Genomic DNA, 24,532 nt, shown 5'->3' on the forward strand with positions numbered 1-24,532 from the left:
AAATCTAACCTCGTAACTTAAATTTAGCAATGAAAAATCCATCATTGCCATCTAGATCAGGCATTATTTTCAACATCCCTGTCTTTGATTCAAGTTTAGTTAACTTAAATGGAACTAGTTCAAAGTCAGGATGTGCTTGCAAAAACTTCTTAACTACCTCTTCATTTTCTTCCATTGAAATTGAGCAAGTTGAATAAACCAACTCGCCATTCTTTTTTAAGAGTGAACTTACTGCAGTTAAGATTGCCAATTGAATTTTTTGTAAATTTTGTAAGTCCCGTTGTCTCTTAGTATAGCGAATTTCAGGCTTACGACGCAATAATCCAAGCCCAGAACAAGGGGCATCGACTAAAATTTTTGTAAATTCACCCGCCGCAAAAATCTCTGTAGCCTTACGTGCATCACATGCCTTAGTCTTTACCTTATTTGCAACGTGCATTCTCTGGGCATTATCTCGTACTAAACGTAATTTTTTATCATGAATATCTAAGGCAGTCACATCACCATTAACAATGCTTTCGGCAATTTGCACGGTTTTCCCACCGGGAGCAGAACAAGCATCAAGCACATGCTCATCTTGTTCAAAGTCAAAAGCCTCTACAACTAAACTGGCAGCCTCATCTTGAATTGTTAACTTGCCTTCTTCAAACAAATCACTTTCGCTAATGCCACCGTGACTCAAAATCACATCATCGCTTGATAACTTAGACCATTGTGGTTGATAGTTATCCCGCTCTAACTGGGCAAAAACTTGCTCTTTATCTGCCAACTTTGAAATACGTACACTGTTTTTAGCTGGCTCATTAATACTGTTTAAAACTGATTTTGCTTTGTCTAGGCCCCAGTTATCAATTAAATATTGAACTAACCATTCAGGTACGCTTTCTTTGACACTTAAATATTTAACTGGATTATTTTCAGCTGGTAAAATCACCCCGCGCCTAGTAAACGAACGCAAAATCCCATTTACCAACCGAAAGCCAGCTGAATGTCGCTTGCCATATTGCTTAGCAAGTTTATTAGCCTCATCAAGTACAGCACGATCAGGCACTTTATCCAAAAAAATCAACTGGTAAAGTGACATTAACAATAATGGCTTAATATATTTTTCGGTCAGTTTTGTCCTAACTAAGCCTTTTAACTGATATTCTAAAAACAATCGATACTGAATCGTGCCATAAACAATATTAGTAGCTAAATTTTGGTCTGCAATTGACAAGTTAGAGTGCTTTAAGCTGTTATTCAAACTAATATTAGAATAGGAGCCTTGATCTAAGACCTTGATCAATGTCTCTAAGCTGACTGCACGTGCACTCTTATCGATCGACAATTTCTTCACCTGGGACAAACTTACTACCTTGACCATTTAAAAAGCTCTTGATGTCCATTCTCTTTTTGCCACTTGGTTGAACTTCAAGTAAGTTAAGTACTGAATTATCAGCAAAACTAATGGCAAAATGTCCTTTGTTAGCAACAACAGAGCCGGCATTTAAACTTGATGAATCAGATGCAACTTCTGCCTTCCAGATCTTGAAACGTTTGCCTTCAATCATCAAATAAGCACCAGGATCTGGATTCAAAGCACGAATCATATCGTTGGCCTCTTCTGCTGTCATATCAACATTAAGCTTTTCTTGTTCTTTAGTGATGTTAGGTGAAAAGACGACCTTTTCTGGATCCTGTGGAACCTTTTTAATTGAGCCATCAATAATTGCTGGTAAAGTCTTAAGCAATAAGTCCCGCCCAACAATTGATAATTTACTAAATAAAGTGCCAGCGTTATCATCAGGCTCAATCTTAATTGCTTCTTGAGCATAAATATCACCAGCATCCATCTTCTTAACCATTTCCATAATGGTAATTCCAGTTTCTTTATCACCGTTAATTAGTGAATATTGAATTGGTGCACCGCCACGGTATTTAGGCAAAAGTGAGCCGTGAACATTAACTGCCGCAATTTTAACCGAATTCAAAAACTTAGTTGGTAAAAATTGCCCATATGCTGCAGTTACAATCAAATCTGCATGCATATCAATTAATTTCTGCATTTCGTCTGATCCAGACAACTTAACCGGTTGAAAGATTGGCAAATCATGCTTTTCTGCTGCGATCTTGGCTGGTGACTTAGTAATTTTCTGCTTACGTCCTACCTTTTTATCAGGTTGAGTGACCACGGCTTTAATCTCATAGCCTTCATCAATTAACCCTTCAAGTACTGGAACTGAAAATTCCGGTGTTCCCATAAATATTATTGATGTCATTAAAGCATCCCCTTACATAATTCTCTCTGGTTCATTATCAATAAAAATACTTAAACCATATTTCTTAGCTTCCTGTGCGGAATCTTGAACATGGTGTAATAATTCATTTAAATTTGGTTCTTTTTTATATTTTACCAGTATTTGATAATAATATTGATTTTTTACACGAGAAATTGCACTTGGCGTTGGTCCCAAAATAATCGTTGGCTCATGCAAGTGCTCATTCAAATACCTCTTAATCCTAAAAGCCTCACGAGCTGCATTCTGTTCTTTTTTAGCAGCAATGGAAATCAGCACGGTATAAAAATATGGTGGATAGTTACCAGCATGCCGCATATTCATCTCATAGCCATAAAATCGTTCGTAGTCCTGAGTTTGAGCTAGTTGAATAGCATAATGCTCTGGATTATAAGTTTGAATTAAGACTTCTCCTTCCTTATCAGCACGACCTGCACGGCCAGCTACCTGAGTTAATAATTCAAAAGTCTTTTCAGAAGCATTATAGTCAGAAAGCCATAATCCTGTATCGGCATTGATTACTCCAACTAAAGTTACATTAGGGAAATCTAATCCTTTAGCAATCATTTGCGTACCTAACAAAATATCAGCTTCATGAGCACCAAAGGCATCTAGAATTTTCTTATAGCTACCCTTTCTTCTAGTTGTATCAACGTCCATCCGCAAGATTCGTGCACCAGGCAGAAGCTCTTCTAATTCTTCTTGTACCTTCTGTGTACCTGCACCTAAAAAACGAATTTGCGAGCTTTGGCAATTAGGACAACGTGTGGGCACTGGCTCAGTATGACCACAATAGTGACATTGCATACTGTTAGTATCCTTATGCAAATTTAAAGAAACATCACAGTTAGGACATTTTAATACAAAACCACATTCACGGCAAAGCATAAAATTAGCAAAACCACGTCGATTGAGCATTAAAATAACCTGCTCTTTTTTTGCCAAACGCTTTTTTATTGCATCTACTAGCTCAACAGATAAATCAAATTGACCACCAGCAAACTGCACGTGCTTTAGATCAATCAAATTAACTTTAGGCAATTTCTTTTGATTAGCCCTTTCAGTTAACCGTAAAAGATGATAGACATTTTTTTGGGCGCGTGCACGGCTACTCAACGATGGTGTTGCACTTCCTAAAACCAACGGACAATTATGAAATTTACTACGCCAAATAGCCACATCACGTGCATTATAACGTGGATCGGTTTCTTGCTTATATGAAGACTCATGTTCCTCATCGATCACGATTAAACCAATATTATCTAGTGGAGCAAAAACTGCACTCCGAGCGCCAACGACCACCTTAGTCTCGCCACGACGAATTCGGCGCCACTCATCATATTTTTCTCCCTCAGATAGGGCACTATGTAAAACGGCTACCTCTTGACCAAAACGTGCCTTAACCTGACGAACCATTTGCGGCGTCAAGGAAATTTCTGGCACCAGCATTAATGCATTTCGCCCCTGTTTAAGAGCCTTGCTAATAGCGTGTAAATACACTTCAGTCTTCCCGCTACCAGTAATCCCTTCCAACAAAAAAGTCTCAGCCTGGCGCTGTTCAATTGCTTGGGTGATCTGGTTCAAAGCACCTTGCTGCTCACCATTTAAGGTAACCGCTGTTTTATGTTCTCCGTCATCAAATCCGGATAACGGATCGCGATAAACCTCAACACTTTTTTTATTCAACCAACCTTTGGTAATCGCAGAATTCAAACTCGCCGCCGTCAATCCAAGCTGTTTTTCTAGCTGGCTTTGGCTTTTGGGATAATCCGCTGCATTATCAATGATATCCATCAATAACTTTTTTTGCTTTACCGCATTTTGACGTAAAGTATTGTAAATTTTGGGATATTCCTCTTTTTTTAATGCTAGTTCATATTGATTTTCTTTTTTCTTCTTGGCTCGATTTTCTACCACATACTCAATCTTTGCTTGATCATCTTGCAATAATTTGCGGAATTGCTTAATCTCCGCCAGATCCGTAATTTTATTTAAATCAATTGGATCACCCTGAAACAGCGGCATTTTGGCAGCTCTATCATTAGCTGGCACTAACAATTTGCGATAATTTGCTCGCATTACCCAAGGTAGCATCGCTTGTAAAATTTTAATTCGGTAAGAAAAAATATTTTTTGCTAAATCAGCAGATAACTTTACCAACTCTGGCGTAAGCGGTGGCATCTCATCTACCACAACTAGCAAATCCTTAAGTTTACCTTTAAATTCACTTTGATCAGTGATCCCCACCACAAAACCTTGCACTTTACGAGGACCAAACGGAACAACTACTCTTGATCCAATCGCAATATCCTTTTCTAATTCTGTTGGAATATGATATTCAAAAATACGGTCTGTTTGCCGTGCAGCTACATCAACAATAACCTGAGCAATCATTTAATCACCTGTAAAAAAGACCTTCACCCCAAAGGATGAAGGTCAATAAATTAATCTTCGAGGTTAACCTCGGCATGAGCTGGGTCAACAGTAACTTTACCAGCAGCAATTTCTTCAAGTGCCTTACCAACAGCCTTATCACACTTAAAATGTTCCAAAGTTGGTGGATCACCAGCTTCAAGTTCATGTGCTCTCTTAGCGGCAAGAACAGATAATGAATAGCGTGAATCAACACGTGACAATAATTTATCAATTGATGGGTAAGTAATTCTCATAATAATTAATCCTCCTTGACCATCTTACGATAGTCATCAATTACACGTTTAACACTGACATGTTCTGCATCGACGATCGCTTTAATATGATCAACTGCATTAGCTACTGTATCATTAACTACTGCATAATCATAGTCTTCCATCTCCAAAATTTCATTGCGCGCTTGCTTAATTCGACCACGAATTACATCTTCTGACTCGGTGCCACGGTGTTCCAAACGCAAATGTAACGTATGTAGATCTGGTGGGGTTAAAAAGATAAACACGCCATCGGGCATCTTTTCACGTACTTTTTGTGCCCCATTAACATCAATCTCAAGTAAAACATCTTTGCCATCATGAAGCATCTTCTTCACTGGTGCAAGAGGTGTACCATAATAGTGACCGACATATTTATTATATTCTAACAACTCACCATTTTTAATAGCCTCTTGAAAGCGATCTTCACTAACAAAAAAATAATCTTGGCCATTAACCTCACCTGGTCGCGGTTGACGCGTAGTCATTGAAACTGAATATTCAAATGGAAAGACTTTGTTTTCAACAATCGCGCTTTTAACAGTTCCTTTACCAACGCCGGAAGGACCAGAAAGCACAAGTAATAAACCTTTATCTGCCATGCTGAACTCCTCTTAACTTGTAATATATCTAGTTTGCACTAAAATTGTTTCTTTTTCAAGTTTTCTCTTTGCATACAAAAAAACAGACAAAATCGTCTGCTCCTTTACTAAATTATTTTCTCGAATGTCTCACACACTACTTCAGTTTCATCTGTGAACTCTCGTCCCAGTTCTTGACATTCGCGCGCAAAAAATTTCTCGTGTACTTTACGCCAAGATTCATATGAGCGATCGCCCTCGCCTTCTAAATAGGCATGCTCAGCTGAGACATTTTTAAATGGCATAATCTCAACAGTCTTATTTTGAATCACACAAACTGGTTCATTTCGTCCATTTAAAACAATTGCGTACATCCCTACAACCGGTACATCTTCTTGCGCAGAATACAGGCTAGTCGTTGCCGTCTTAATTCCACTTTTGACCAAATCACTAAGAATATCTGCATCCCGGCTATTAGCTCCAAAAGCAAAAGCACCTTCTAATGCTGTAGGACTTACTTGATGTTCTACACAAAAATCACGCCAAAATTTACTAATACTAGTCATCTTTAATACTCTTAATCAAATCTGCAGCATTCTTCTTTGCTGCATCGGTTACATCTTGTCCAGCCATCATCTGTGCAATCGCTGTAATGGTTTCTTCCTTGCTAAGTGGGCCTATTTGAGTAAAGGTTGAACCATCTTTTACTTGCTTAGCTACCAAGTAGCGTTGATCACCCGCGGCAGCCACTTGCGGTGAGTGCGTAATTGCAATTACCTGCTTGTTGCGACCGATTGAGTGCATCTTTTTCCCGATAGCAGCCGATACTCGGCCAGAAACTCCCGTATCAATTTCGTCAAAAATCATGGTACCCACTGGTTCAACTCGGCTGAAGATTGCCTTCAAAGCTAAGATCAATCTTGATTGTTCACCACCAGAAACAATTTTAACTAACGGCATCAAGTCTTCACCTGGATTAGGCGCAATCAAGAAGACGATAGCGTCAGTCCCTTTGTCAGTAAAGGTCTTCGTCTCATCAAAGTTAATAGAAAAACGCGCTTTTTCCATATAAAGATCAGCCAGTTCTTGCTTGATTTGCTCTTCTAGTGAATGGGCAACTTTCTCGCGAATCAAGTGCAAGCTACGGGCTTCTTTAGTCAATTTTTCTTCAATCTTGGCTACCTCTGCCTGCAGCTTTTCTTCATCAAGACCACCAGTCTCAAACTGACTGAGTTCTTTTTGTACTTTCTCATAAAAAGCAAACACATCAGCCAAGGTCGGACCATATTTTTTCTTCAATGAATTTAGAGTATCTAACCGATTAGTTACATATTGGAAACGTTCCTCATCGAAGTCCATCGCATCCATCAAGTTAGACAATTCACTACGGGCATCATTTAAAGCATAAACTCCATCATCAACTGTCTTAGCAAAATCCTTAAATTTTGAACCAAATTCAGTTAAATCAGTTGCAGCATTCTGGGCATCCCCCAATAAAGTCGCAATTCCATGCTCATCGTCATCATACAATTGCATGAAGTAATTCGCCGTATCCGCAATTTTTTGATAATTATTTAGTTCGTTATATTCTTCCTCAAGTTTCTCATCTTCTTGTGGATCCTCAAGGTCGGCTGCTTCCAATTCATTATTCTGAAACTGCAGAATATCTTGCTTCTGAGCTAATTCTTGGGCATCTTGACGCAGGTGCCGCAATTGACTGGTTAGCTTTTGCCATTGAGCATAATCAGTTTGATAAGTGGCTAAATCTGCCTTAAAAGAAGCAGGGGCATAATTATCAACTAGGTCAATCTGCCGGTCCTGATCCATCAAAATTTGCTGATCATGCTGGCCGTGAATATCAACCAAATAGCTACCAATCTCGCGCAAAACATTAATCGTCGTCAATTGCCCGTTAATCCGGACTACATTTCTGCCCTTGACAGCTAATTCACGACTAATCACCAGCTGATCGTCATCGTGCGGCAAACCATATTGATCACACAATTCCGCGATCTTTTCTTTTTGATCATCCAATTCAAACAAGCCAGTAATAATCGCCTTGGACTCACCCGAACGAATCATTTCTTTTTGACCGCGACCACCCATCAGTAATGAAACAGCATCAATAATAATTGACTTACCAGCACCAGTTTCACCGATGATTACCGTCATTTTTTCTTGAAAACGAACCTTTAAGCTTTTAATAATTGCAAAGTTTTTGATATCTAGCTCAACTAGCATAGCTTCACTCCTATAGACCACTTACGGCGCGCTCAACCACTTCAGCTGGGCTCCCTTGCCATAAGTTGCGGCCACCATTTGCTTCGTCTTTTTGTAAATGAATCAAGAATTCAATATTGCCTTTGCCACCTTTAATTGGTGAATAATCAACGCCTAAAACATTGAAGCCGATCTCCAATGCCTTTTGCATGGTGTGCTCGATTACCGCCTTGTGCACTTCATGATCATGAACAATACCGTGTTTACCGACATTCTCAGGGCCAGCTTCAAATTGTGGTTTAATCAAACAAACGGCATCACATTGATTCTTCAAAATTGCATACATCGGTGCCATGATCAAATCTAACGAGATAAAGGACACATCGGTCATTGCAAAATCTGGCAGTCCTTGATCAAAATCTTCCGGCTTCGAATAGCGGAAATTCTGCTTTTCCATCACCACTACACGCGGGTCGTCCCGCAATTGCCAAGCTAACTGGTTGTAGCCAACATCCAAGGCATAGACCATCTGAGCACCGTTTTGTAAAGCAACATCAGTAAAACCGCCAGTTGATGCACCAATATCTAAACAAATTTTATTTGTTAAATCAATGTCAAAGACCTTAAGAGCTTTTTCCAGTTTAAAGCCGCCACGCGAAACATATTTCTTACCATCATCTTTCACGTAAAACTTTTCCCCTTCAGGAAACTTAGTCCCGCTCTTATCAATTCGTTGATGATTGTGATCAGAAACCAGCCCCGCCATAATCGCTCTTTGGGCAGCTGAACGAGAATGAAAAATTCCTTGTTCTGCTAATAAAATATCTGCTCTTTGTTTTGCCATTTATAACACCTTTTGATAAAGATCTAAGAAGCCAGCAAGTACTTCGCCTTTGAGCCCATGCAAATCATCTTGTGCCTGCTTGATCAAATCAGTTAATTCTTTGCGGCTTTGGTCAATTCCCAATAAAGTCAAAGTATTGTTTTTACCTTCAGCTTGATCTTTGTGGGTTGCCTTACCAGCTTCTGCACTAGTTTCAACGACATCAACCAAGTCGTCATAGATTTGGTATGAACGACCAAAAATTTTGGCAAAATCGACTAATTTTACCTGTTCAATATCACTAGCTCCTGCATAAACTGCAGCCATCTCAACGCTAGCCTGAATTAAGCAACCGGTCTTCAGCCATTCCATCTTATTGATAAACTTGGCATCACCCGCAACACTAGCATTGTTAGTTGAATCAATATCCAAATATTGACCGCCAACCATCCCATTAGGGCCAACTGCTTTGGTAATTAAATCTACCAATTTCGCCGACTTACTGCCTTCCGCAATCCATTGAATTCCCATCGGCAAGAGCGCATCCCCAGCTAAAATTGCCTCAGCCTCGCCCCATTTTTTGTGGCTAGTCAGCTTACCGCGCCGATAGTCATCGTTATCCATGGCAGGCAGGTCATCATGAATCAAGGAATAAGTGTGAATCAGTTCAATCCCGCAGGCAATCCTAATTTCAGGTTCTTCAATCTTTCTGCCTAAAGCATTTAACGTAGCTAAAAACAATAACGGACGCAAGCGCTTGCCGCCAGCCATCACTGAGTAGGCCATAATCTGACTGATCTTTTGATCTTCAACCTCACTAGCCAAATGCTTAGCCAGATAATCATCAATTACTGGGGTCCATTCATCTTTAAAATAAGTAAATGCTGTCATATTTATTCCTCTGGTGCTGATGCGTTATTTGGATCTAATTTGTGTTCTGTGCCGTCACTATCAATCAACTTAGCCACAGTTTCTTCAGCACTGTTGAGCTTCTTTTCTAAATCACGGCTAATCTTTACGCCCTCCTGAAATTCTTTTAGGGCATCTTCCAACGGAACATTTCCGTTTTCCAAATTTTGCACGATTTGTTCCAAATTAGTTAATTGTTCTTCAAAATTATTTTTCTTCACTGCCATTTTGTTCTTCCTTTACCTTTGTAACCACTGCGTCAACTTGTCCATCTTTAAAATGCAATCGCAAATGATCATCCTTTTGAACTTGTTTCACAGAACTAATGGTTTTCCCTTGTTCATCAGTTGAATAAACAAAACCTCGCTCTAGCGTCTTCAAAGGGCTATAGTCATCCAACTGCTGCATTACTTGGGTAAAACTATTGCGTTTATTTTTCAAATAGTGCTGCATATTATCAATCAGTCGTTGCTGTAAAAAATGCTCTTGTTGCTGCATCTGGCCGATTCTCTTATCTGGACTAACGCTAAACAAACGCTGCTTCAACAGTTGATAACCTTGGACAGAATGGGTCAACCGATTTTGCATACTATTTTGCAGCCTTTGTTTTAATTGATCAACTTGTTGAATCTGCTGATCATACAGTCTAGTCGGCTCGCGCAGGATGACAGAATTCTGCACCCGACTTAAGCGCTCACGTTTCGAACGAATAATATTTTGCATGCTAGCTACCAACTGGCTGGTTAATTGCTTAATATGCGCAATTTTGTCCAATGTATTAGGCGTAGCATATTCTGCTGCAGCAGTTGGTGTTGCTGCACGCGCATCGGCCACCAAATCACACAAGGTAGTATCCGTTTCATGACCAACTGAAGAAATTACTGGCATCTGCATTGCGTAAACTTGCCGCACAACCTCTTCTTCATTGAATGGCCACAAATCTTCTAGTGAGCCACCACCACGACCGATGATCATGACATCATACTTGTCGCCTTGAGCGGCAATCTGGCGCATTGCTCTCACTAATGAATCCGCTGCAGTATCACCCTGGACTTGCGCAGGATACAAATCAATCTCAGCATGCGGGAAACGCCGATTAGCTGTAACCATAATATCGTGAATAACTGCCCCAGAAGCACTAGTAACTACTGCAATTCGATCAGGAAAATGAGGCAACTTCTTCTTATGCTCTGGATCAAACAGACCTTCTTTGGCTAATTTGGCCTGCAACTGCTTCAATTGCTCATATAAGGCACCTAATCCTGCCGGTTCCATTTGTTCAGCATAGAACTGATATGATCCTTGTGGGCCATACACGCTGACATACCCAACCACATAAACCTTCATTCCTTCTTCTGGTTTAAATTTCACCTTATCAAAGAAGGAACGGAACATCACCACATTAATTTTAGATTTTTCATCTTTTAGTGAAAAATACTGGTGCGAATTACGCCGATAACGGAAGTTGGACAATTCACCTTGTAAGAAGACCTTATGCAGGTAAGGATCATTCTTAAATTTTTGCGTAATATAATAATTTAAATCAGTAACCGTTAAATATTTATTCTCGGCCATTTTGTCTCCTAGTCAATTTAACAACTGCTTCCATTAAGAATTGTACTGTAAGAGGACCTACACCGCCAGGAACCGGAGTAATATAGCTGGCTTTTTCTTTAACATTATCAAAGTCAACGTCTCCGACTAATTTGCCATTAACATGATTCATGCCCACATCAACGACCACTGCCCCATCTTTAACCATATCTGCAGTTACCAAAAATGCTTGTCCTGTTGCTGAAACTACTATATCGGCTTGTCGTGTAATTTCAGCCAGATTTTTAGTATACAAATGGCAAACAGTAACAGTAGCATTTTCCTCTAACATTAATGCCGCTACTGGTTTGCCTACGATATTGCTTCGACCAATAACTACAACTCTCTTACCAGCCAGCGTAATTTGATAATGTTTCAATAAAGCAATAATGCCTTCTGCAGTAGCCGGTTCAACAAAGTGATTTTCCATCCAAAGTTGACCAATATTCGCAGGCGTTAAGGCGTCGACATCCTTATTAGGGTCAATCCTTTTTAACAAGGCATCTGCATCAATCTGTTCAGGTGCTGGCAACTGTACCATCAAGCCGTTAATCTCAGGATCAGCATTTAGCTTATCAATTAATGCTAAAACTTCTTCCTGTTTAGTATCAGCGGGCATTTGATAAATATCCTGGATAATTCCCATCTTTTCAGCCCGCCGCTTTTTTGTTCGAACATAAATCTTGCTAGCAGGATCATCCCCAATATTTATTACGCAAAAATGTGGCGTTATTCCCTCTTCTTTTAATTTCTTAACTTTTTCTTTAAGATTTTGCCCTAATTCATTTGCAAATGCTTTACCATCAAGAATCTTTCCCATAAAGCCCGTACTCCTTTTGTAAAAAAATAACCGGCAAAACTGCCGGCTATTCATCGCTATTTAACAAAGTTTGCTAACATCCCATTAATAAATGGTTTCTCTTTAGGCTCAGCAAATTCGTCACATAAATTTAAAGCTTCGTTAACTGCTGCCTTAGCATCAATCTCATCACTATGATTGATTTCAAACAAAGCGACTTCCATGATAGCTACCACAGTTTGACTTACACGTTCAAGACGCCAGCCCTTTTTCAAATGACTAGTTAGTTCAGACTGTAAATTTTTGCGATCTTCTAGTACGCCTTCGATTAACTTCTTAGAATAGGCAGAAAGCTGTTTTAAATTAAGCGTTGCAACGACTTTTGCTTCAACTTCTTCGGCAGTTAAATCTGGCTCCTGATTAGCCAAATAAACGGCTTGCATAGCAACTTTTCGACTTTCGTGTTGGTTCATTATTTTTCTTCTTCGTCCTCCGGAAACAGCTCTGATGTAGTCTGGTCAGTATTCTCATCTTCTGGGAAAACTAAACCGACAACATGAACGTTGATTGCCTTCAGCTCAAGATCAGTCATTTGCAATAATTGTGCCTTCAACTTCTTTTGCAACGTCATTGCAACCTTAGGAACGTTAACGCCGCTTTCAAGATAAACATAAATATCAGCAATTAGCTTATTATCGTCATCAACACTAATATTTACGCCCTTACCATGATCTTCACGACCGAAAACCCAGTTTAAGCCTGATTTCAAACTGCCGCGCATTCCGGCAACACCATCAACTTTTTCTGCAGCAATACCCAAAATAACTTCTAGAACACTTGGATCAATTTTAATTTGCTCGCTGTTTTCTTCACCACTTAAAAGAATTTTTGAACTATCTGCCATTTTGTTACCTCAAATAAACTACTTATTTGCACGTGATACGTAAGTACCATCAGCAGTGTTAATAGTTAAAACGTCACCTTCGTTAATGAAGAATGGTACGTTAACTACTAAACCAGTTTCCATAGTAGCTGGCTTACCACCACCTGATGAAGTATCACCCTTGATGTTAGGTTCAGTCTTAGCAACCTTCAAATCAACCGTGTTAGGCAATTGGATACCTAAAGTTTCACCTTCGTGCATAACTACGTTAACAATCATGTTTTCCAATAAGTAATTAGCTTCATCGCCAATTTGTTCATTTGGAATTGCTAATTGATCGTAAGTAGAAGTATCCATGAATACATAACTTGAGCCATCATTGTACAAGTATTGCATTGATTTAGTTTGAATGTCTGCAGTTTCAACCTTAGCAGTTGAACGGAAAGTATATTCTTGTACAGCACCAGTTCTCAAACTCTTAAGCTTTGAACGTACAAAGGCACTACCCTTACCTGGTTTTACGTGTTGGAATTCAACAATGCGCCATAAATCGTTGTTGTATTGAATAGTCAAGCCATTCTTGAATTCGTTTACTGAAATCATTGTCATATTAAGTCCCTCATTTCTACAATTATTATCTTACCAATCTTGAAGCTTTTTTACCATAAATACGATAAATTAAATAGCTATTATAGGGAAATCAATTCATCCTTTGGCAAAGTGGATAAAGCTTCAGGCGTTTGATCATGGACCAAAATATCGTCTTCGATTCTAACACCGCCCTTGTCTGGCAAGTAGATTCCTGGTTCTACGGTATGAACCATATTATTGACCAATTTAGTAGTTCTAAAAGGTAAAGCTGGTTGACACAATTCGTGAATTTCAAGACCAATGCCGTGACCGATACCGTGTCCAAAATACTGACCGTAACCTTGTTCTGTAATATAATCACGTGCTGCTTTATCAACATCATATCCAGTATTACCTGCAACTGCCGCGGCAATGCCGCGGCGCTGTGCTTCATGCACAATATCATAAATCTTATGCATTTCAGCATCAACTTCACCTAAGGCAACGGTTCTAGTAATATCGGCCGCATAGCCATGATAAAAACTACCAAAGTCAATGACAATCATATCGCCTTCGGCTAATTCTTTGTCACTAGCAACGCCATGAGCCCAAGCCGAACGCACACCGGAAGCTACAATTGTATCAAAATCAGGGCCATCGCCGCCATTAACTTTAAATAGGTAGTCCAATTTAGCACCAATTGCACGTTCTTTAACGCCAGGCTTAATCATCGGCAAAATACCTTTAAAGCTTTCCATTGAAATATCAATTGCTTTGCGCAATGCTGCAATTTCAAGATCATCTTTAATATTACGTACTCGTTCAACCAATTCTTCAACCATCACAAATTCAAGTTCTGGATTTAGTTGCTTAAGTTTTTCATATTCACTCGCTGAAACGAATTCACCTTCAACTAAGACCCTCTTGACGTCCATTTTTTTCAAGGCCTTAGTAAGTTCTTCATAATCACTAGAATGTTTCATTACAACATCCATTTCGCCAGGTGCTTGTGCTTTAATCTGTCCAGCAAAACGAGAATCTGATAAAAGTACTCGTTCGCCACTAGCAGTCAAAATTAATTGTGCTTCTTCCCCTGTAAAATTGGTTAGATATCGATAATTAGCTTGATTAAAAATAATCAATGCATCTGCATTTGCTTCTTTAATTAAATCAGTTACATGCTCAATTCGCTGGTTAATTAAGGATAATAATTCTTGCCTATTTTCCATCTCAGAGACCCTCTTTTTGTATGATATTGGTTTAATTATACATGTTTCTGGGCGGAAAAAGCCATAAAAAAAGACGGGTGGCTTATGCTACTCGCCTTTTCATGTTAATCTCTGAATTACTTAGCTTCTTCAGCTGGGTATACAGAAACTTGCTTCTTGTACTTGCCAAGACGTTCAAATTTAACAACGCCGTTAACAAGTGCAAATAAAGTGTCGTCTCCACCTTGACCTACGTTCTTGCCTGGGTGAATCTTAGTACCACGTTGACGGTAAATAATAGTACCTGCGTGGATAGTTTGACCGTCACCAGCCTTGGCGCCTAAACGACGACCAGCTGAGTTACGACCGTTGGCAGTAGAACCACCACCCTTGTGGTGAGCGTATAATTTCATACCTAAAATGTTCATATTCATTTCACCTCTGAATTAAGCTTCAATCTTTTCAACTGTAACCTTAGTGTAAGGTTGACGGTGACCATACTTGCTGTGTGAGTGCTTCTTAGGCTTGTACTTGAAAGTTACAACTTTCTTTTCCTTGCCTTGCTTTTCAACTTTAGCAGTTACCTTAGCACCATCTACTAATGGAGTACCAACCTTAACGTCATCGCCATTAGCAACAAGGATAACTTCGTCAAAAGTTACTGAGCTACCTTCTTCAGCATCAAGCTTTTCTACAAATACGCTATCGCCTTCTGCAACTTTGTATTGCTTACCACCGGTCTTAATAATTGCGTACATTTGTACACCTCCGAAAAAAATACTTAGACTCGCCGAACTGGGGTGCTTCTTACATAAGAAGACTTCTAACCTCAAGCCGTGCGGTTGCAGATGTGGAGGTCTCCACAAATACAACTCTTATATCATACAACGCTTTTAGACTAAGATCAATTATTTTTTTACATTCGCCATTGACCGCCATGCACTTTTGCAACATTTTCGGTAATGATAAACGCATCCTGATCGATCTCATGTACTTTAGAAATAAGTGGCCCATATTCACGTGGATCAACTACGATTAATAATTGACGCTTGCTTTCGTCGCTATATCCACCTATAACATCATAAATCGTCAGGCCTTGATAATCTTCTTTAAGCATATCTTGAATTCGGTTTAAATCTGAATTACTCATAATTCTGACTTGATACTTTTTATCAAAACCGGTCTCCGCGTAGCGCATCGTAATGGCAGTTACCACTTGAGAAAATGCTGCTAAGAAGAAAGCATTCCAACCATCGACAAAAATGTTCAAGAAAATAATTACCATATCAATGCATAAAAGTGTAGTTGCAGGATTTAAATAAAAATATTTCTTCAGAATCATCGGCGGAATTGTTGTCCCACCACTTGAGGCATTAACGCGATAAAGTAGCGAAACTCCAAGTCCCATTAATGCACCACCATAAATTACGGCTAGTAGGTCATTATTCACTGCTTTAAAGCTAGGCGTAACTTCCATCAAAACTGGTAAGAGCAAACTACCTAATGCAATATTTTGGGTAGTCTTTTTGCCTAAAAAGATTGCCGCCAAAATCAGCATCAAGCCATTCACTACAAATACTGTAATTGATCGATTAATCCCCCAGACCGCATCGACTAGAATAGAAATACCCGTTGAGCCACCAGCTGCAATATTAATCGGTCCATAAAAAAGATTGATTGATATTGCGATTATTTCAAGTCCTGCTAAGAATACCAACCATCTCATCCAGGAACGTTGTTTAATGTTTTTCATTATTAAGCGTCCTTTCTTTTAGTTAGTACTATTTTAACGAAAAATCATTTGTTAGCTCAAGCAAACAAAATAATGTTAACAAATTATTTATTTTTAACTTCTTTATAATCGATTGATTGCGTTCCTTCATAAGCAGGTAAACCATTTTCAGCTCGATATAATGCTCGCTCAAAAGAGCGGTAGCCTTTAGATGAAGAAACGGCAAATTTAACACCATACTTTGAAGCGAATTCCTGAATATTCCAAGTAGCATCATGAGCAGCATAAGCTGTCATCAAGATTACAATATCTAAGTCTTTGATTTGCCGTTCCATTACCTTCTTCTTGCCTTCAAAAGCATCTATTGGAATTGGGATCCCATTATAGCGCGAAACAATCCCTTCTAATATTCCTTCATTTTGATTATCACCAATCGCAATTCCCACCCGCTGATAGTGCAAATTCATGTCGAGTTTAGTTAACTCTTCTGTTTCTTCTTTCTTTGACTTATTTTTCTTTTGATACGACAGATCTGATTTCTTAGGCGGATCAACTTGATAAATCCAACGAATCTGTACTGCCTCAGCAGGATTTTTCTTAATGCGAACATCACCCGTATACCAAGCTAGATCTACAATTGAACCATCTTCAACATGAATATTTTCACCTTGATAATAACTTGAATCAACCGGAATCGTGATATCCTTACCGCGAATTCGCAACTTTTCGCCCTTAATATTTCTAGTGATAGCTAATTGATTGGCCTTGCCGCGGACCACAGCATACCGGAATTCTTCGATTGGGTCATAATCACGCATGCGCAATTTGCGATAACCCACCACGCGCAAGACTTCTGCTTCATAATTTGGATTATCTCGATTTTCAACAGCTTCAACTATGTCACCACTCTTTAAATTCAAAGAGTGAATTTGTGATTCTTTAATACGGTAAACAATTTGACCACTATCATTAATCAAATTACAGCCTGATAAAGCCCGAATAACAGTATAGCGGCGTCCTTTACGATAATCGCGCTTAGGTTGCTCTTTGGACTTCATTGCTTCTTCAAAAATTTTCTTGTTAACAGCTTCTTTAGTTGTCTTAGATTTTTGAATTGCCTGATCCAATTTACCCAAAACATTGCTATAGCGCTTGCCAACGCCTGGAACAAACGTCAACTTGTGTAAAGCATCAAGTGAACTCTTTTTAGCTTTTTCATCACCTGGAGTCTCAATTAAGGCTGTCAGCCCAATCAATAATTGCTTAAATTGCTTTAAATCTGCATTTCTTTGTGCAATTGATTGTGTATTTGCAATTTTATTCTTAGGTTGAGTTACTGATTTAGTCTCAGATTTTTCAGCTGTATTATCTTCGGCCATATTTAGGATAGCTTTAATCGCACTTAAACTATTTTCGAGACTTTTATCATCAGCCTCAGTTTTATTTAAAATTATTTTGATATTATTTCGATAATCATACATTATTCTCACCACTTTTATTGTATAACTTACTAATAGTAACGAACATAATTATACTAATTTTTATGAAGTAGTGTTAATTGATTGATCGTTTTAGTGATTAAATTTTTTACGCAAAAAGCAGACAATCTTTATATTGCCTGCTTCCTAATTTTTCTATTTATCGAGTTCTAAGCCAATTGAACCAATTAGCGAAATTTTCACCTGCTGTACTTATATGCTTTTTAGGAATTCTATAGGGTTCTGTCCCACTCTTTGGGAAGAACAATCCTTTACCAAAGTAATAGTACTTTTTACCCTTAATGGTATAAAGGCCTTTTGGTCGACGCAAGATTGTGCCCATTGGAACCCAACCTGACTTTTTATTCAAAATTTGGCTACGTTTGTTATAGATAAAAACGGCACCTGGTTTGTTCGTAATAAATGCATTTTATTAATCTTATTCGCACGACGATTATATTGTGCGGCATCCATTTCATCAGCTCGCTGCATAAAGTTCAATAGCTTTGCAGCTCCAGCTAGGGCAAATCCTCCTCGTAAATATCTAGACATCAACATCATTATATTACGTGGGATTCTAAATAAATAATTCATTTATGCACACATAGCTTTAAGGCTCTAATACAAGTTTATCTATTTAACTATATAAAAAGGCGACTCACAATCGAGTCGTCTTTTACTACAATTCCTAATTATTAAGCTCTCCACTCGCCGCCTTGGCCATAAGTATGCTTACCTAATTCGTTAATAATTACATGAATGTGTTCCTTAGGCGCACCAGTATTCTTGTGCACTGCTTCAGTAACATCCTTCATTAAGTTAGTAATCTGCTCATCTGAGCGACCTTTAATTAATTCAATATGTACAAATGGCATAATTTAACCCTCCTTTTTTAGTTTAATTATAGTATAAAAATTTCTCACTAAAAAGCACCACCGCCGCTGCCACCACCAAAGCCGCCAGACGATCCACCTGAAAATCCACCTGAGCTTCCAGAAACTGAAGATGAACCAGTAGACACGGCTGAAGAGAAGCTACGTTCAAAACTATGCTCAAAACTGTCACTACTGCTACTATAGAATCCACTATAAAACAGAACTGGTGCAGCATCTAATTCATCTGCAAATTCAATCTTAAGCTGCTTCAATACCTTTTTGGATAGACCAAACGCTACAGCATACGGCATAATGTCTTCCCATAAAATCAGATCACCGACGTCTTTCATCTTGAATTGACCAATATCGTCTAGCATTTTCTTAAAGCCGCGAACTTGATCTGTCTCAAGTGCACCTTTTTGGGTATAAATACTTAAACGAGAATTGCCCACTATGAATGCAACAACTTCTAAGACGATCATCATGATTCCAATTATTATCACAAAACTGGGTATATTATTTGCCATCATTAAGCTAATTACCCAGATCGCAAAGCTAGCAATCATTCCCATGAGCATCCCCGTTCGGAAGTTGCTACGCTGCTTTTTATATTTTTTATCAAGCAAGTCCTTATCCTCAACTTGCTTATATTGCCCGTCACACCATTTATCAAAACGCCTACCCAATTTTTTAGAAGTATAATCCCGCAAATCTTTCGTTGTAAATGACTTACCATCACCAACTTTGTTAAAAATAAAGTCTAACAGGTCATCAGTCAAAACACTATCATCTACTAAAGTAATTCGATAATTAGTCCGCTTTAAATGTTTAGTTTGATATTTTTCGATCTTAATTTTATTTTTACCAGCTAATTGCATCAAATAAGCTGCAAATGCTTTAACATTTGGTTTATCAGCTTTATCCAAAATTTGCGCAGTAGTAGGTGATATATCTGGAATTTCATAATTATGTACTAAATCGCGCTCTATTTTTGGCTTAACCCCAACTTTTTTAATAAAAAAGCCTCTAATTACCACCACAAAACCGACAAGTACTGAAATGATTATCAATCCTATACTAAGCATCTGCTTACGCTGACGCTTCTGATTAGCTTCTTTTGCTAATGCTGCTTCTTGTTTTTCAATTGCTCTTTTCTTATTTTCTTTAACAATATTCTGATTAGCACTAGTTACCGTAGTTGGAAAAATCGCACGTACTTCGACACCACTATCTCCTGCAACATCATCAGCAGTCATAATAATTTTGCCCTCTTTTGGCAAAACCTGAGTGTAACCACTTAGTGGCCCATGAGCCCAAGCTTTTAGCCCCTTAACTGCCCCAGGAAAAATCACTTCAGCACGCACATGATCTAAGTCAGTATCCCAACCATTACCAACTATTTTAAAGTTCAGCTCAGCTGTATCAAGATAATTAGTAATTGCCCGGTGAATTAGATAAGAATACTCAACTTTAACCTTATCATTTTCCTTAATTCGATGATAAACCTTAAAATTATAAGAATTGCCCTGCTTTTGCAATTTATACGTATTATTTTTGCCCGTTGTTGCGGCCTTTATATTTTGTCCATCGACCTTAACCTGAATGTTGCTCAACTTCTGTTTTACAGCCAGATTTTGCTTATAATAAACGCCGCGAGCATCACTATCAAATGAATACTTAATTGTTCGATGCATTGTCAGTGAACCATCTTTATTAACTCTTGCTATGGCTCTAACATTATCAATATCATAATCAACATCAGCTCTAACGCTTTGACCCCAAATAGCAAAAACGCTCAATAGGCTTAATAAAGCCACTAAACCAAGGTATTTCTTCTTCATTATTTATTTCCCATTTTTCTGCAAAAATTTATCAATTAAAGTATCTGCTCGACTATGATATTTACCTTTAAAATCATGACCTGCACCCTTAAATAAGTATAATTTCGAGTGCTTAAATTTTTTATTAGCCTTAATTGAATAAGAATCTGGAATAATCATGTCACTTGTACCATGCATTATTAAAACTGGACCATGATACTTAGTTGCTTCTTTTAACAAGTTATACTTGAACAAGTTTTCAAAATAGGCCTTACCAATTGTGAAGCCAAATAGGTTGAGCTTGTCTGGCACTTGTTTTTCTGATTTAAAAGCCGCTTGCGCATAATCAGTGATCGAAAAGGCAGGGTAAAGCAAAATCAATGACTTTACTTCTTGCGGATATTTACTTGCGAGCATTGCGGCAACTGCTCCACCTTGACTCTCGCCTAGCAAAGACACTTGTTTATGGTCAACATCAGTCCTATTTTTAATTGTATTTAATACCAGCTGTAGATTCTTTTCTTCTGTAAAAATTGACATCTTTAATTGATCTACACCACTACTTTGACCATTCTTAGCTCCACCAGGAAAATCAAAAGTATAGGCAACATAGCCACGACTAGCTAAATATTTAGCATAACTGGTTAGATCACGGTAATTTCCTGCCAATCCGTGAGCCAAAATTACTGCTTTCTTCTTACCAGCTAAACCCTGTGGTAGATATATATGACCATAAATATCAACGCCATCTTGTTGAATTCGCCAAACTTGGTCTATCACTTGATACTTAGCCTGTTTTTCCTTAGATTGCTGTTTATCGACTTTAACCGTTTTAACTGACGACTTAGCCTTCTTAGGCGTAGTACTTTTTATAGTACAACCCGTTAAAGTCAGTAGCATCAATATTATTGCTATAACTCTTTTTTTCAAGTTTATTTCATCCCTATTAGTTAATTAATTCAGGCGTTTCCTGAATACTTTTAATTATACAAAAAACGGCATGAAAAAAGGAATTAAACCTTTAAGCTTAATTCCTTCTTGATAAATTCAATTTTTTAATTAAAAGTTAGCCGCCTTAACGTACATGTTACGTCCGATTCGGTAACAGCTTTTACCATTAACGCGCATCCGTGAACCATAGGTCTTAATTGGCGTACCTTTTCTAAGCACTCTCCAGTTAGCGCGGTTTCCCTTGTTATTATATACATAAGCATTGTGCTTAAGTACACGTGAATTACCTAAAACATTACTTGCCATAATGTAACGACCATTGCCCATGTTTAAGGCAGTCTTACCATTATCAAGAGTCACTACACCATAATGAGTAATATTAGTATAAGCTGCATAGTAGCCGCTTTGACGCTCACCCTTTTTATTATAGATATATGATTTCTTCATCACATAGCCAGCAGTTGCTGAACCCTTATCATCATCTGATGAAGTACTCTTATTCGAAGTATTTGATGAAGCATTTGAAGAGCTAGCAGAATTGGTGTTGCTGGTAGCTGGAGCTTGTGAAATTGCGCCATTGTTGGAAGTTACATTACCGTCAATTGATAATGGTAAAACAGCAATATTTCCATCAACGCTTAATCCCTTCCAATTATCAGTAAATTGCCAAATTGAAACGCCATTCATTGATGGGAAGTAATTGAAGTTTGGACTATCAATTCTACCTGAAATAGCGTATGAAGCGACCCACAATGAGTTAGGATACTTGGCAATTACACTATTAGTATCAATATTATTTTGTAAAACTGATGAACTAGCATAAAGAAGTGGCTTATAGCCTGCATTTTTTATAGTGTCCATAAAAGCAATAATTGCATTAGCCGTTGGCGTTTTACCACCATAAATGTTATTGCCTGAGCCCGTTTCATAGTCACAAGCAATATATGAGCCCTTAGGTAGTCCAAATGCTTGTGCAGTTTGAATTGCATAATTTGCTTCTGCAGCAGCAGCACTTGCATTTGAACTAAAAGTAGCAAAGTGATATGCCATTGGCATCATATTATTTGATAAAGCCGTTGAAATTTGACTTGATGCCTTAGGGTTACGATAGGAAGTACCTTCGCTAACTTTAACAATTGCAAATTGTGCTCCAGCTTGCGCATGACTTGACAAGTCAGCGTTTTGATAACTAGCAACATCAACTCCAAGTGCGCGGGCTGCAACAGAGGTAGTTGCAGCGTTCACAACTGCAGTTTGTGGTCTACTTACTTGTGTCAGCGCTACCCCTGCCGTACCAAGAACAGTCGCGCATGCCAATCTAACAATGATTTTTTTGGTTGTAGTCAATCTTAATTCCTCCGATAATGTTAAAAATAGTTGTCGTTCACACTTGTCGATCCTATTTTTTGGAAATCAATTTTAGGATAAGCTCGTTCCAAACTTTAGTCAACTGATTCACTAATAATGTAAGATTAAGTTAATAATTGTCATATATTTGTATCATACAATATCAAATGCAAAAAAATATTGTCTTTGTAGTAAAATTTAGCACATAGATACCTAAGGTATGTAAAAAGCCTGTAAGACCAATGCTTACAGGCTTAATTTATGATCCGGGTGAGATTCGAACCCACGACCCACAGTTTAGAAGACTGTTGCTCTATCCAGCTGAGCTACCAGACCATCTTGTATGTTTGTATGTCCTCAACAGAACATAAACTATTATAGGGAAACGTTAATTAAAATGCAAGAGGATTTTTGAAAAAAGTTTTTATTTTTTCAAATTCAATTAAAGTATAATTGAGTTAACATAGATAATTACTAGAAAAGAGAACAATTATGGAACTTAAAGATAAAATCAAAAAGTTTGTTACTGACTTTAGAGATGGTGCATATCAGCATGACACCAAACGTGACAGTGGCTTACCTCACGACATCCCTGAAGTTGAACGTCTTGATAATCTGCCTTATGGTCCAGATGAAAAGTGGCATACTTTAGATGTTTATTTACCCAAAAAGCACGAAGCTCCCTTCCCTGTCATCATCAATATTCACGGCGGTGGTTGGGTTTATGGTACTAAAGAAATCTACCAATATTATGGAATGGGTTTAGCTAAGCGCGGTTTTGCTTTCATCAATCCCAACTATCGTCTTGCACCAGAAAACGCGGAATTCCCTGATGAATTAGACGATGTTGATCGCTACATGCATTGGGTTGATGAGCACGCTGAAGAATATCGTCTAGATCGCAACAACGTTTTTATCGTTGGCGACAGCGCCGGTGGTCAAATGGCTGAGCAGTATGTCACTATTTTGACTAATCCAGATTATGCCAAGTTATTTTCTTACAAACCATTGAACTTAAAATTTAGGGCTGTCGGCTTGAATTGTGCTGCTTCCTTCATGTTAACCCCAAGCAATTTAGATGGCATGGCTAGCGCCTACTTCACTAAAAATGCAGTTAACAAGTATCATGAACAACTCGACGTTGAAAAATATATCAATCACAATTTCTTGCCGACTTTTTTAATCACGGCTAACAAGGATTTTTTGCATGACATGCAATTTACCCTCTTTGGCTTCTTGCTCGGTCGCGGTGTTCACGCCATCTGCAAGTCCTATGGTGATGAAGACAATCCTCGCGGTCATGTGTTCTTTGTTGATCAAAAAGACGAGCTAGCTGATATCGCAAATGATGAAGAAATTGAATTTTTTAGAAAATTTTTACAAAAATAAGGACGGAAAATAATGATTAAATTTTATGGTTATAAACGTTGCTCTACCTCACGCAAAGCACGCAAGTGGATGGATGACCATCAGGTCAACTACGAATTTCAAGATTTAGTTGAACAGCCACCGAAAAAAGAAGACTTGGTAAAATGGATGACCAAATATCAAGATCGTGGTCTAAAATATTTCTTCAATACACACGGTCAAGATTACCGCAGAGAAAATTTGAAAGAAAAAGTGCCAACAATGACGATTGAAGAAGCTGCAGATATGATGTCAAAAAATGGTAAGTTAATCAAGCGGCCATTAGTCGTTGATGACAGTAATTTAACTTGCGGTTTTAAAGAAGATATTTTCGAACAAATTTGGCTATAATAAAACAAGCCCATAACCT

General features: G+C 38.3%; 27 protein-coding genes, 1 tRNA gene and 1 other annotated feature. Of the genes, 2 read left to right on the forward strand and 26 right to left on the reverse strand.

Annotated features, from left to right (window positions below; genetic code table 11):
* Positions 1-4 precede the first annotated feature (4 nt).
* The 26 genes from rsmB to CP366_RS01800 form a co-directional block, all read right to left on the reverse strand.
* Positions 5-1,366, reverse strand: a complete 1,362-nt coding sequence (gene rsmB, locus CP366_RS01670; RefSeq protein WP_089147615.1) for a 16S rRNA (cytosine(967)-C(5))-methyltransferase RsmB — start codon at positions 1,364-1,366, stop codon at positions 5-7.
* Positions 1,317-2,261 (reverse strand): methionyl-tRNA formyltransferase, encoded by a 945-nt coding sequence (gene fmt, locus CP366_RS01675; RefSeq protein WP_089147616.1) that lies wholly within the window; start codon positions 2,259-2,261, stop codon positions 1,317-1,319. The genes rsmB and fmt overlap by 50 nt, the downstream gene beginning before the upstream one ends.
* Positions 2,262-2,273: 12 nt before the next feature.
* A complete protein-coding gene (gene priA, locus CP366_RS01680) occupies positions 2,274-4,673 on the reverse strand; it encodes a primosomal protein N' (protein WP_089145977.1) in 2,400 nt (799 codons plus the stop codon).
* 50 nt (positions 4,674-4,723) lie between these two features.
* Positions 4,724-4,948 (reverse strand): DNA-directed RNA polymerase subunit omega, encoded by a 225-nt coding sequence (gene rpoZ / locus CP366_RS01685; protein ID WP_003547927.1) that lies wholly within the window; start codon positions 4,946-4,948, stop codon positions 4,724-4,726.
* A 5-nt stretch (positions 4,949-4,953) separates the two neighbouring features.
* Complete coding sequence (gmk, locus tag CP366_RS01690; protein WP_005719389.1) at positions 4,954-5,568, reverse strand: guanylate kinase; 615 nt, start codon at positions 5,566-5,568, stop codon at positions 4,954-4,956.
* Between the two features lie 107 nt (positions 5,569-5,675).
* The gene (locus CP366_RS01695; protein WP_005719391.1) at positions 5,676-6,113 is read right to left on the reverse strand and encodes an ASCH domain-containing protein; all 438 of its coding nucleotides are present in this window, start codon (positions 6,111-6,113) and stop codon (positions 5,676-5,678) included.
* On the reverse strand, positions 6,106-7,788 hold the full coding sequence (gene recN / locus CP366_RS01700; protein ID WP_089147617.1) for a DNA repair protein RecN: 1,683 nt from the start codon (positions 7,786-7,788) through the stop codon (positions 6,106-6,108). The genes CP366_RS01695 and recN overlap by 8 nt, the downstream gene beginning before the upstream one ends.
* Positions 7,789-7,798: 10 nt before the next feature.
* Positions 7,799-8,611: a TlyA family RNA methyltransferase gene (locus CP366_RS01705; protein ID WP_005723149.1), complete on the reverse strand. Its 813-nt coding sequence runs from the start codon at positions 8,609-8,611 to the stop codon at positions 7,799-7,801.
* Positions 8,612-9,481 carry a polyprenyl synthetase family protein gene (locus tag CP366_RS01710; protein ID WP_013086538.1) on the reverse strand — a complete coding sequence of 290 codons (870 nt, stop codon included), beginning with the start codon at positions 9,479-9,481 and terminating at the stop codon, positions 8,612-8,614.
* Positions 9,482-9,483: 2 nt separating this feature from the next.
* Entirely contained in the window at positions 9,484-9,726 is a 243-nt protein-coding gene (locus CP366_RS01715) for an exodeoxyribonuclease VII small subunit (RefSeq protein ID WP_005723152.1), read from the reverse strand.
* Complete coding sequence (gene xseA / locus CP366_RS01720) at positions 9,707-11,074, reverse strand: exodeoxyribonuclease VII large subunit (RefSeq protein WP_089147618.1); 1,368 nt, start codon at positions 11,072-11,074, stop codon at positions 9,707-9,709. The genes CP366_RS01715 and xseA overlap by 20 nt, the downstream gene beginning before the upstream one ends.
* Positions 11,061-11,912, reverse strand: a complete 852-nt coding sequence (locus CP366_RS01725; protein ID WP_005723155.1) for a bifunctional methylenetetrahydrofolate dehydrogenase/methenyltetrahydrofolate cyclohydrolase — start codon at positions 11,910-11,912, stop codon at positions 11,061-11,063. Before CP366_RS01725 ends, xseA begins: the two co-directional genes overlap by 14 nt.
* Before the next feature lie 56 nt (positions 11,913-11,968).
* Positions 11,969-12,364: a transcription antitermination factor NusB gene (gene nusB, locus CP366_RS01730; RefSeq protein ID WP_005719403.1), complete on the reverse strand. Its 396-nt coding sequence runs from the start codon at positions 12,362-12,364 to the stop codon at positions 11,969-11,971.
* Complete coding sequence (locus tag CP366_RS01735; RefSeq protein ID WP_005719405.1) at positions 12,364-12,795, reverse strand: Asp23/Gls24 family envelope stress response protein; 432 nt, start codon at positions 12,793-12,795, stop codon at positions 12,364-12,366. Before CP366_RS01735 ends, nusB begins: the two co-directional genes overlap by 1 nt.
* Before the next feature lie 18 nt (positions 12,796-12,813).
* Positions 12,814-13,383: an elongation factor P gene (efp, locus tag CP366_RS01740; protein ID WP_005719407.1), complete on the reverse strand. Its 570-nt coding sequence runs from the start codon at positions 13,381-13,383 to the stop codon at positions 12,814-12,816.
* Positions 13,384-13,463: 80 nt separating this feature from the next.
* Positions 13,464-14,573 (reverse strand): Xaa-Pro peptidase family protein, encoded by a 1,110-nt coding sequence (locus CP366_RS01745; RefSeq protein WP_098043573.1) that lies wholly within the window; start codon positions 14,571-14,573, stop codon positions 13,464-13,466.
* A gap of 116 nt (positions 14,574-14,689) precedes the next feature.
* A complete protein-coding gene (gene rpmA, locus CP366_RS01750) occupies positions 14,690-14,980 on the reverse strand; it encodes a 50S ribosomal protein L27 (RefSeq protein WP_005721978.1) in 291 nt (96 codons plus the stop codon).
* Between the two features lie 18 nt (positions 14,981-14,998).
* Positions 14,999-15,310, reverse strand: a complete 312-nt coding sequence (rplU, locus tag CP366_RS01755; protein WP_003627604.1) for a 50S ribosomal protein L21 — start codon at positions 15,308-15,310, stop codon at positions 14,999-15,001.
* A 15-nt stretch (positions 15,311-15,325) separates the two neighbouring features.
* Positions 15,326-15,406 (reverse strand) — a sequence feature (ribosomal protein L21 leader region).
* A 62-nt stretch (positions 15,407-15,468) separates the two neighbouring features.
* Positions 15,469-16,305 carry a YitT family protein gene (locus CP366_RS01760; protein WP_023488793.1) on the reverse strand — a complete coding sequence of 279 codons (837 nt, stop codon included), beginning with the start codon at positions 16,303-16,305 and terminating at the stop codon, positions 15,469-15,471.
* 83 nt (positions 16,306-16,388) lie between these two features.
* A complete protein-coding gene (locus CP366_RS01765; protein WP_089147619.1) occupies positions 16,389-17,765 on the reverse strand; it encodes a DUF2325 domain-containing protein in 1,377 nt (458 codons plus the stop codon).
* A 157-nt stretch (positions 17,766-17,922) separates the two neighbouring features.
* Positions 17,923-18,132: a hypothetical protein gene (locus CP366_RS01770; RefSeq protein ID WP_005719427.1), complete on the reverse strand. Its 210-nt coding sequence runs from the start codon at positions 18,130-18,132 to the stop codon at positions 17,923-17,925.
* A gap of 325 nt (positions 18,133-18,457) precedes the next feature.
* Complete coding sequence (locus CP366_RS01780) at positions 18,458-18,637, reverse strand: 2-hydroxymuconate tautomerase (protein ID WP_005719430.1); 180 nt, start codon at positions 18,635-18,637, stop codon at positions 18,458-18,460.
* 47 nt (positions 18,638-18,684) lie between these two features.
* Entirely contained in the window at positions 18,685-20,478 is a 1,794-nt protein-coding gene (locus tag CP366_RS01785; RefSeq protein WP_089147620.1) for a DUF2207 domain-containing protein, read from the reverse strand.
* A gap of 3 nt (positions 20,479-20,481) precedes the next feature.
* Complete coding sequence (locus CP366_RS01790; RefSeq protein WP_023488797.1) at positions 20,482-21,357, reverse strand: alpha/beta hydrolase; 876 nt, start codon at positions 21,355-21,357, stop codon at positions 20,482-20,484.
* Between the two features lie 159 nt (positions 21,358-21,516).
* A complete protein-coding gene (locus CP366_RS01795) occupies positions 21,517-22,755 on the reverse strand; it encodes a GH25 family lysozyme (protein ID WP_089145983.1) in 1,239 nt (412 codons plus the stop codon).
* 262 nt (positions 22,756-23,017) lie between these two features.
* Positions 23,018-23,091 (reverse strand) — tRNA-Arg (locus tag CP366_RS01800).
* A 156-nt stretch (positions 23,092-23,247) separates the two neighbouring features.
* On the opposite strand from CP366_RS01800, the gene CP366_RS01805 reads away from it, so the two are divergent.
* Both CP366_RS01805 and CP366_RS01810 read left to right on the forward strand, forming a co-directional pair.
* On the forward strand, positions 23,248-24,144 hold the full coding sequence (locus CP366_RS01805; RefSeq protein WP_005721971.1) for an alpha/beta hydrolase: 897 nt from the start codon (positions 23,248-23,250) through the stop codon (positions 24,142-24,144).
* Positions 24,145-24,156: 12 nt separating this feature from the next.
* On the forward strand, positions 24,157-24,513 hold the full coding sequence (locus tag CP366_RS01810; RefSeq protein WP_005721969.1) for an arsenate reductase family protein: 357 nt from the start codon (positions 24,157-24,159) through the stop codon (positions 24,511-24,513).
* Positions 24,514-24,532: the final 19 nt, after the last annotated feature.

This window comes from Lactobacillus sp. UMNPBX15, from assembly GCF_002553785.1.
Classification (GTDB): domain Bacteria; phylum Bacillota; class Bacilli; order Lactobacillales; family Lactobacillaceae; genus Lactobacillus; species Lactobacillus crispatus.

Excerpts from the sequence above, each read along its gene's own strand:
- rsmB (WP_089147615.1), bottom strand. The coding sequence starts at position 1,366 with ATGGTCAAGGTAGTAAGTTTGTCCCAGGTGAAGAAATTGTCGATCGAT.
- fmt (WP_089147616.1), bottom strand. The coding sequence starts at position 2,261 with ATGACATCAATAATATTTATGGGAACACCGGAATTTTCAGTTCCAGTA.
- priA (WP_089145977.1), bottom strand. The coding sequence starts at position 4,673 with ATGATTGCTCAGGTTATTGTTGATGTAGCTGCACGGCAAACAGACCGT.
- rpoZ (WP_003547927.1), bottom strand. The coding sequence starts at position 4,948 with ATGAGAATTACTTACCCATCAATTGATAAATTATTGTCACGTGTTGAT.
- gmk (WP_005719389.1), bottom strand. The coding sequence starts at position 5,568 with ATGGCAGATAAAGGTTTATTACTTGTGCTTTCTGGTCCTTCCGGCGTT.
- CP366_RS01695 (WP_005719391.1), bottom strand. The coding sequence starts at position 6,113 with ATGACTAGTATTAGTAAATTTTGGCGTGATTTTTGTGTAGAACATCAA.
- recN (WP_089147617.1), bottom strand. The coding sequence starts at position 7,788 with ATGCTAGTTGAGCTAGATATCAAAAACTTTGCAATTATTAAAAGCTTA.
- CP366_RS01705 (WP_005723149.1), bottom strand. The coding sequence starts at position 8,611 with ATGGCAAAACAAAGAGCAGATATTTTATTAGCAGAACAAGGAATTTTT.
- CP366_RS01710 (WP_013086538.1), bottom strand. The coding sequence starts at position 9,481 with ATGACAGCATTTACTTATTTTAAAGATGAATGGACCCCAGTAATTGAT.
- CP366_RS01715 (WP_005723152.1), bottom strand. The coding sequence starts at position 9,726 with ATGGCAGTGAAGAAAAATAATTTTGAAGAACAATTAACTAATTTGGAA.
- xseA (WP_089147618.1), bottom strand. The coding sequence starts at position 11,074 with ATGGCCGAGAATAAATATTTAACGGTTACTGATTTAAATTATTATATT.
- CP366_RS01725 (WP_005723155.1), bottom strand. The coding sequence starts at position 11,912 with ATGGGAAAGATTCTTGATGGTAAAGCATTTGCAAATGAATTAGGGCAA.
- nusB (WP_005719403.1), bottom strand. The coding sequence starts at position 12,364 with ATGAACCAACACGAAAGTCGAAAAGTTGCTATGCAAGCCGTTTATTTG.
- CP366_RS01735 (WP_005719405.1), bottom strand. The coding sequence starts at position 12,795 with ATGGCAGATAGTTCAAAAATTCTTTTAAGTGGTGAAGAAAACAGCGAG.
- efp (WP_005719407.1), bottom strand. The coding sequence starts at position 13,383 with ATGACAATGATTTCAGTAAACGAATTCAAGAATGGCTTGACTATTCAA.
- CP366_RS01745 (WP_098043573.1), bottom strand. The coding sequence starts at position 14,573 with ATGGAAAATAGGCAAGAATTATTATCCTTAATTAACCAGCGAATTGAG.
- rpmA (WP_005721978.1), bottom strand. The coding sequence starts at position 14,980 with ATGAACATTTTAGGTATGAAATTATACGCTCACCACAAGGGTGGTGGT.
- rplU (WP_003627604.1), bottom strand. The coding sequence starts at position 15,310 with ATGTACGCAATTATTAAGACCGGTGGTAAGCAATACAAAGTTGCAGAA.
- CP366_RS01760 (WP_023488793.1), bottom strand. The coding sequence starts at position 16,305 with ATGAAAAACATTAAACAACGTTCCTGGATGAGATGGTTGGTATTCTTA.
- CP366_RS01765 (WP_089147619.1), bottom strand. The coding sequence starts at position 17,765 with ATGTATGATTATCGAAATAATATCAAAATAATTTTAAATAAAACTGAG.
- CP366_RS01780 (WP_005719430.1), bottom strand. The coding sequence starts at position 18,637 with ATGCCATTTGTACATATTGAATTAATTAAAGGTCGCTCAGATGAGCAG.
- CP366_RS01785 (WP_089147620.1), bottom strand. The coding sequence starts at position 20,478 with ATGAAGAAGAAATACCTTGGTTTAGTGGCTTTATTAAGCCTATTGAGC.
- CP366_RS01790 (WP_023488797.1), bottom strand. The coding sequence starts at position 21,357 with ATGCTACTGACTTTAACGGGTTGTACTATAAAAAGTACTACGCCTAAG.
- CP366_RS01805 (WP_005721971.1), top strand. The coding sequence starts at position 23,248 with ATGGAACTTAAAGATAAAATCAAAAAGTTTGTTACTGACTTTAGAGAT.
- CP366_RS01810 (WP_005721969.1), top strand. The coding sequence starts at position 24,157 with ATGATTAAATTTTATGGTTATAAACGTTGCTCTACCTCACGCAAAGCA.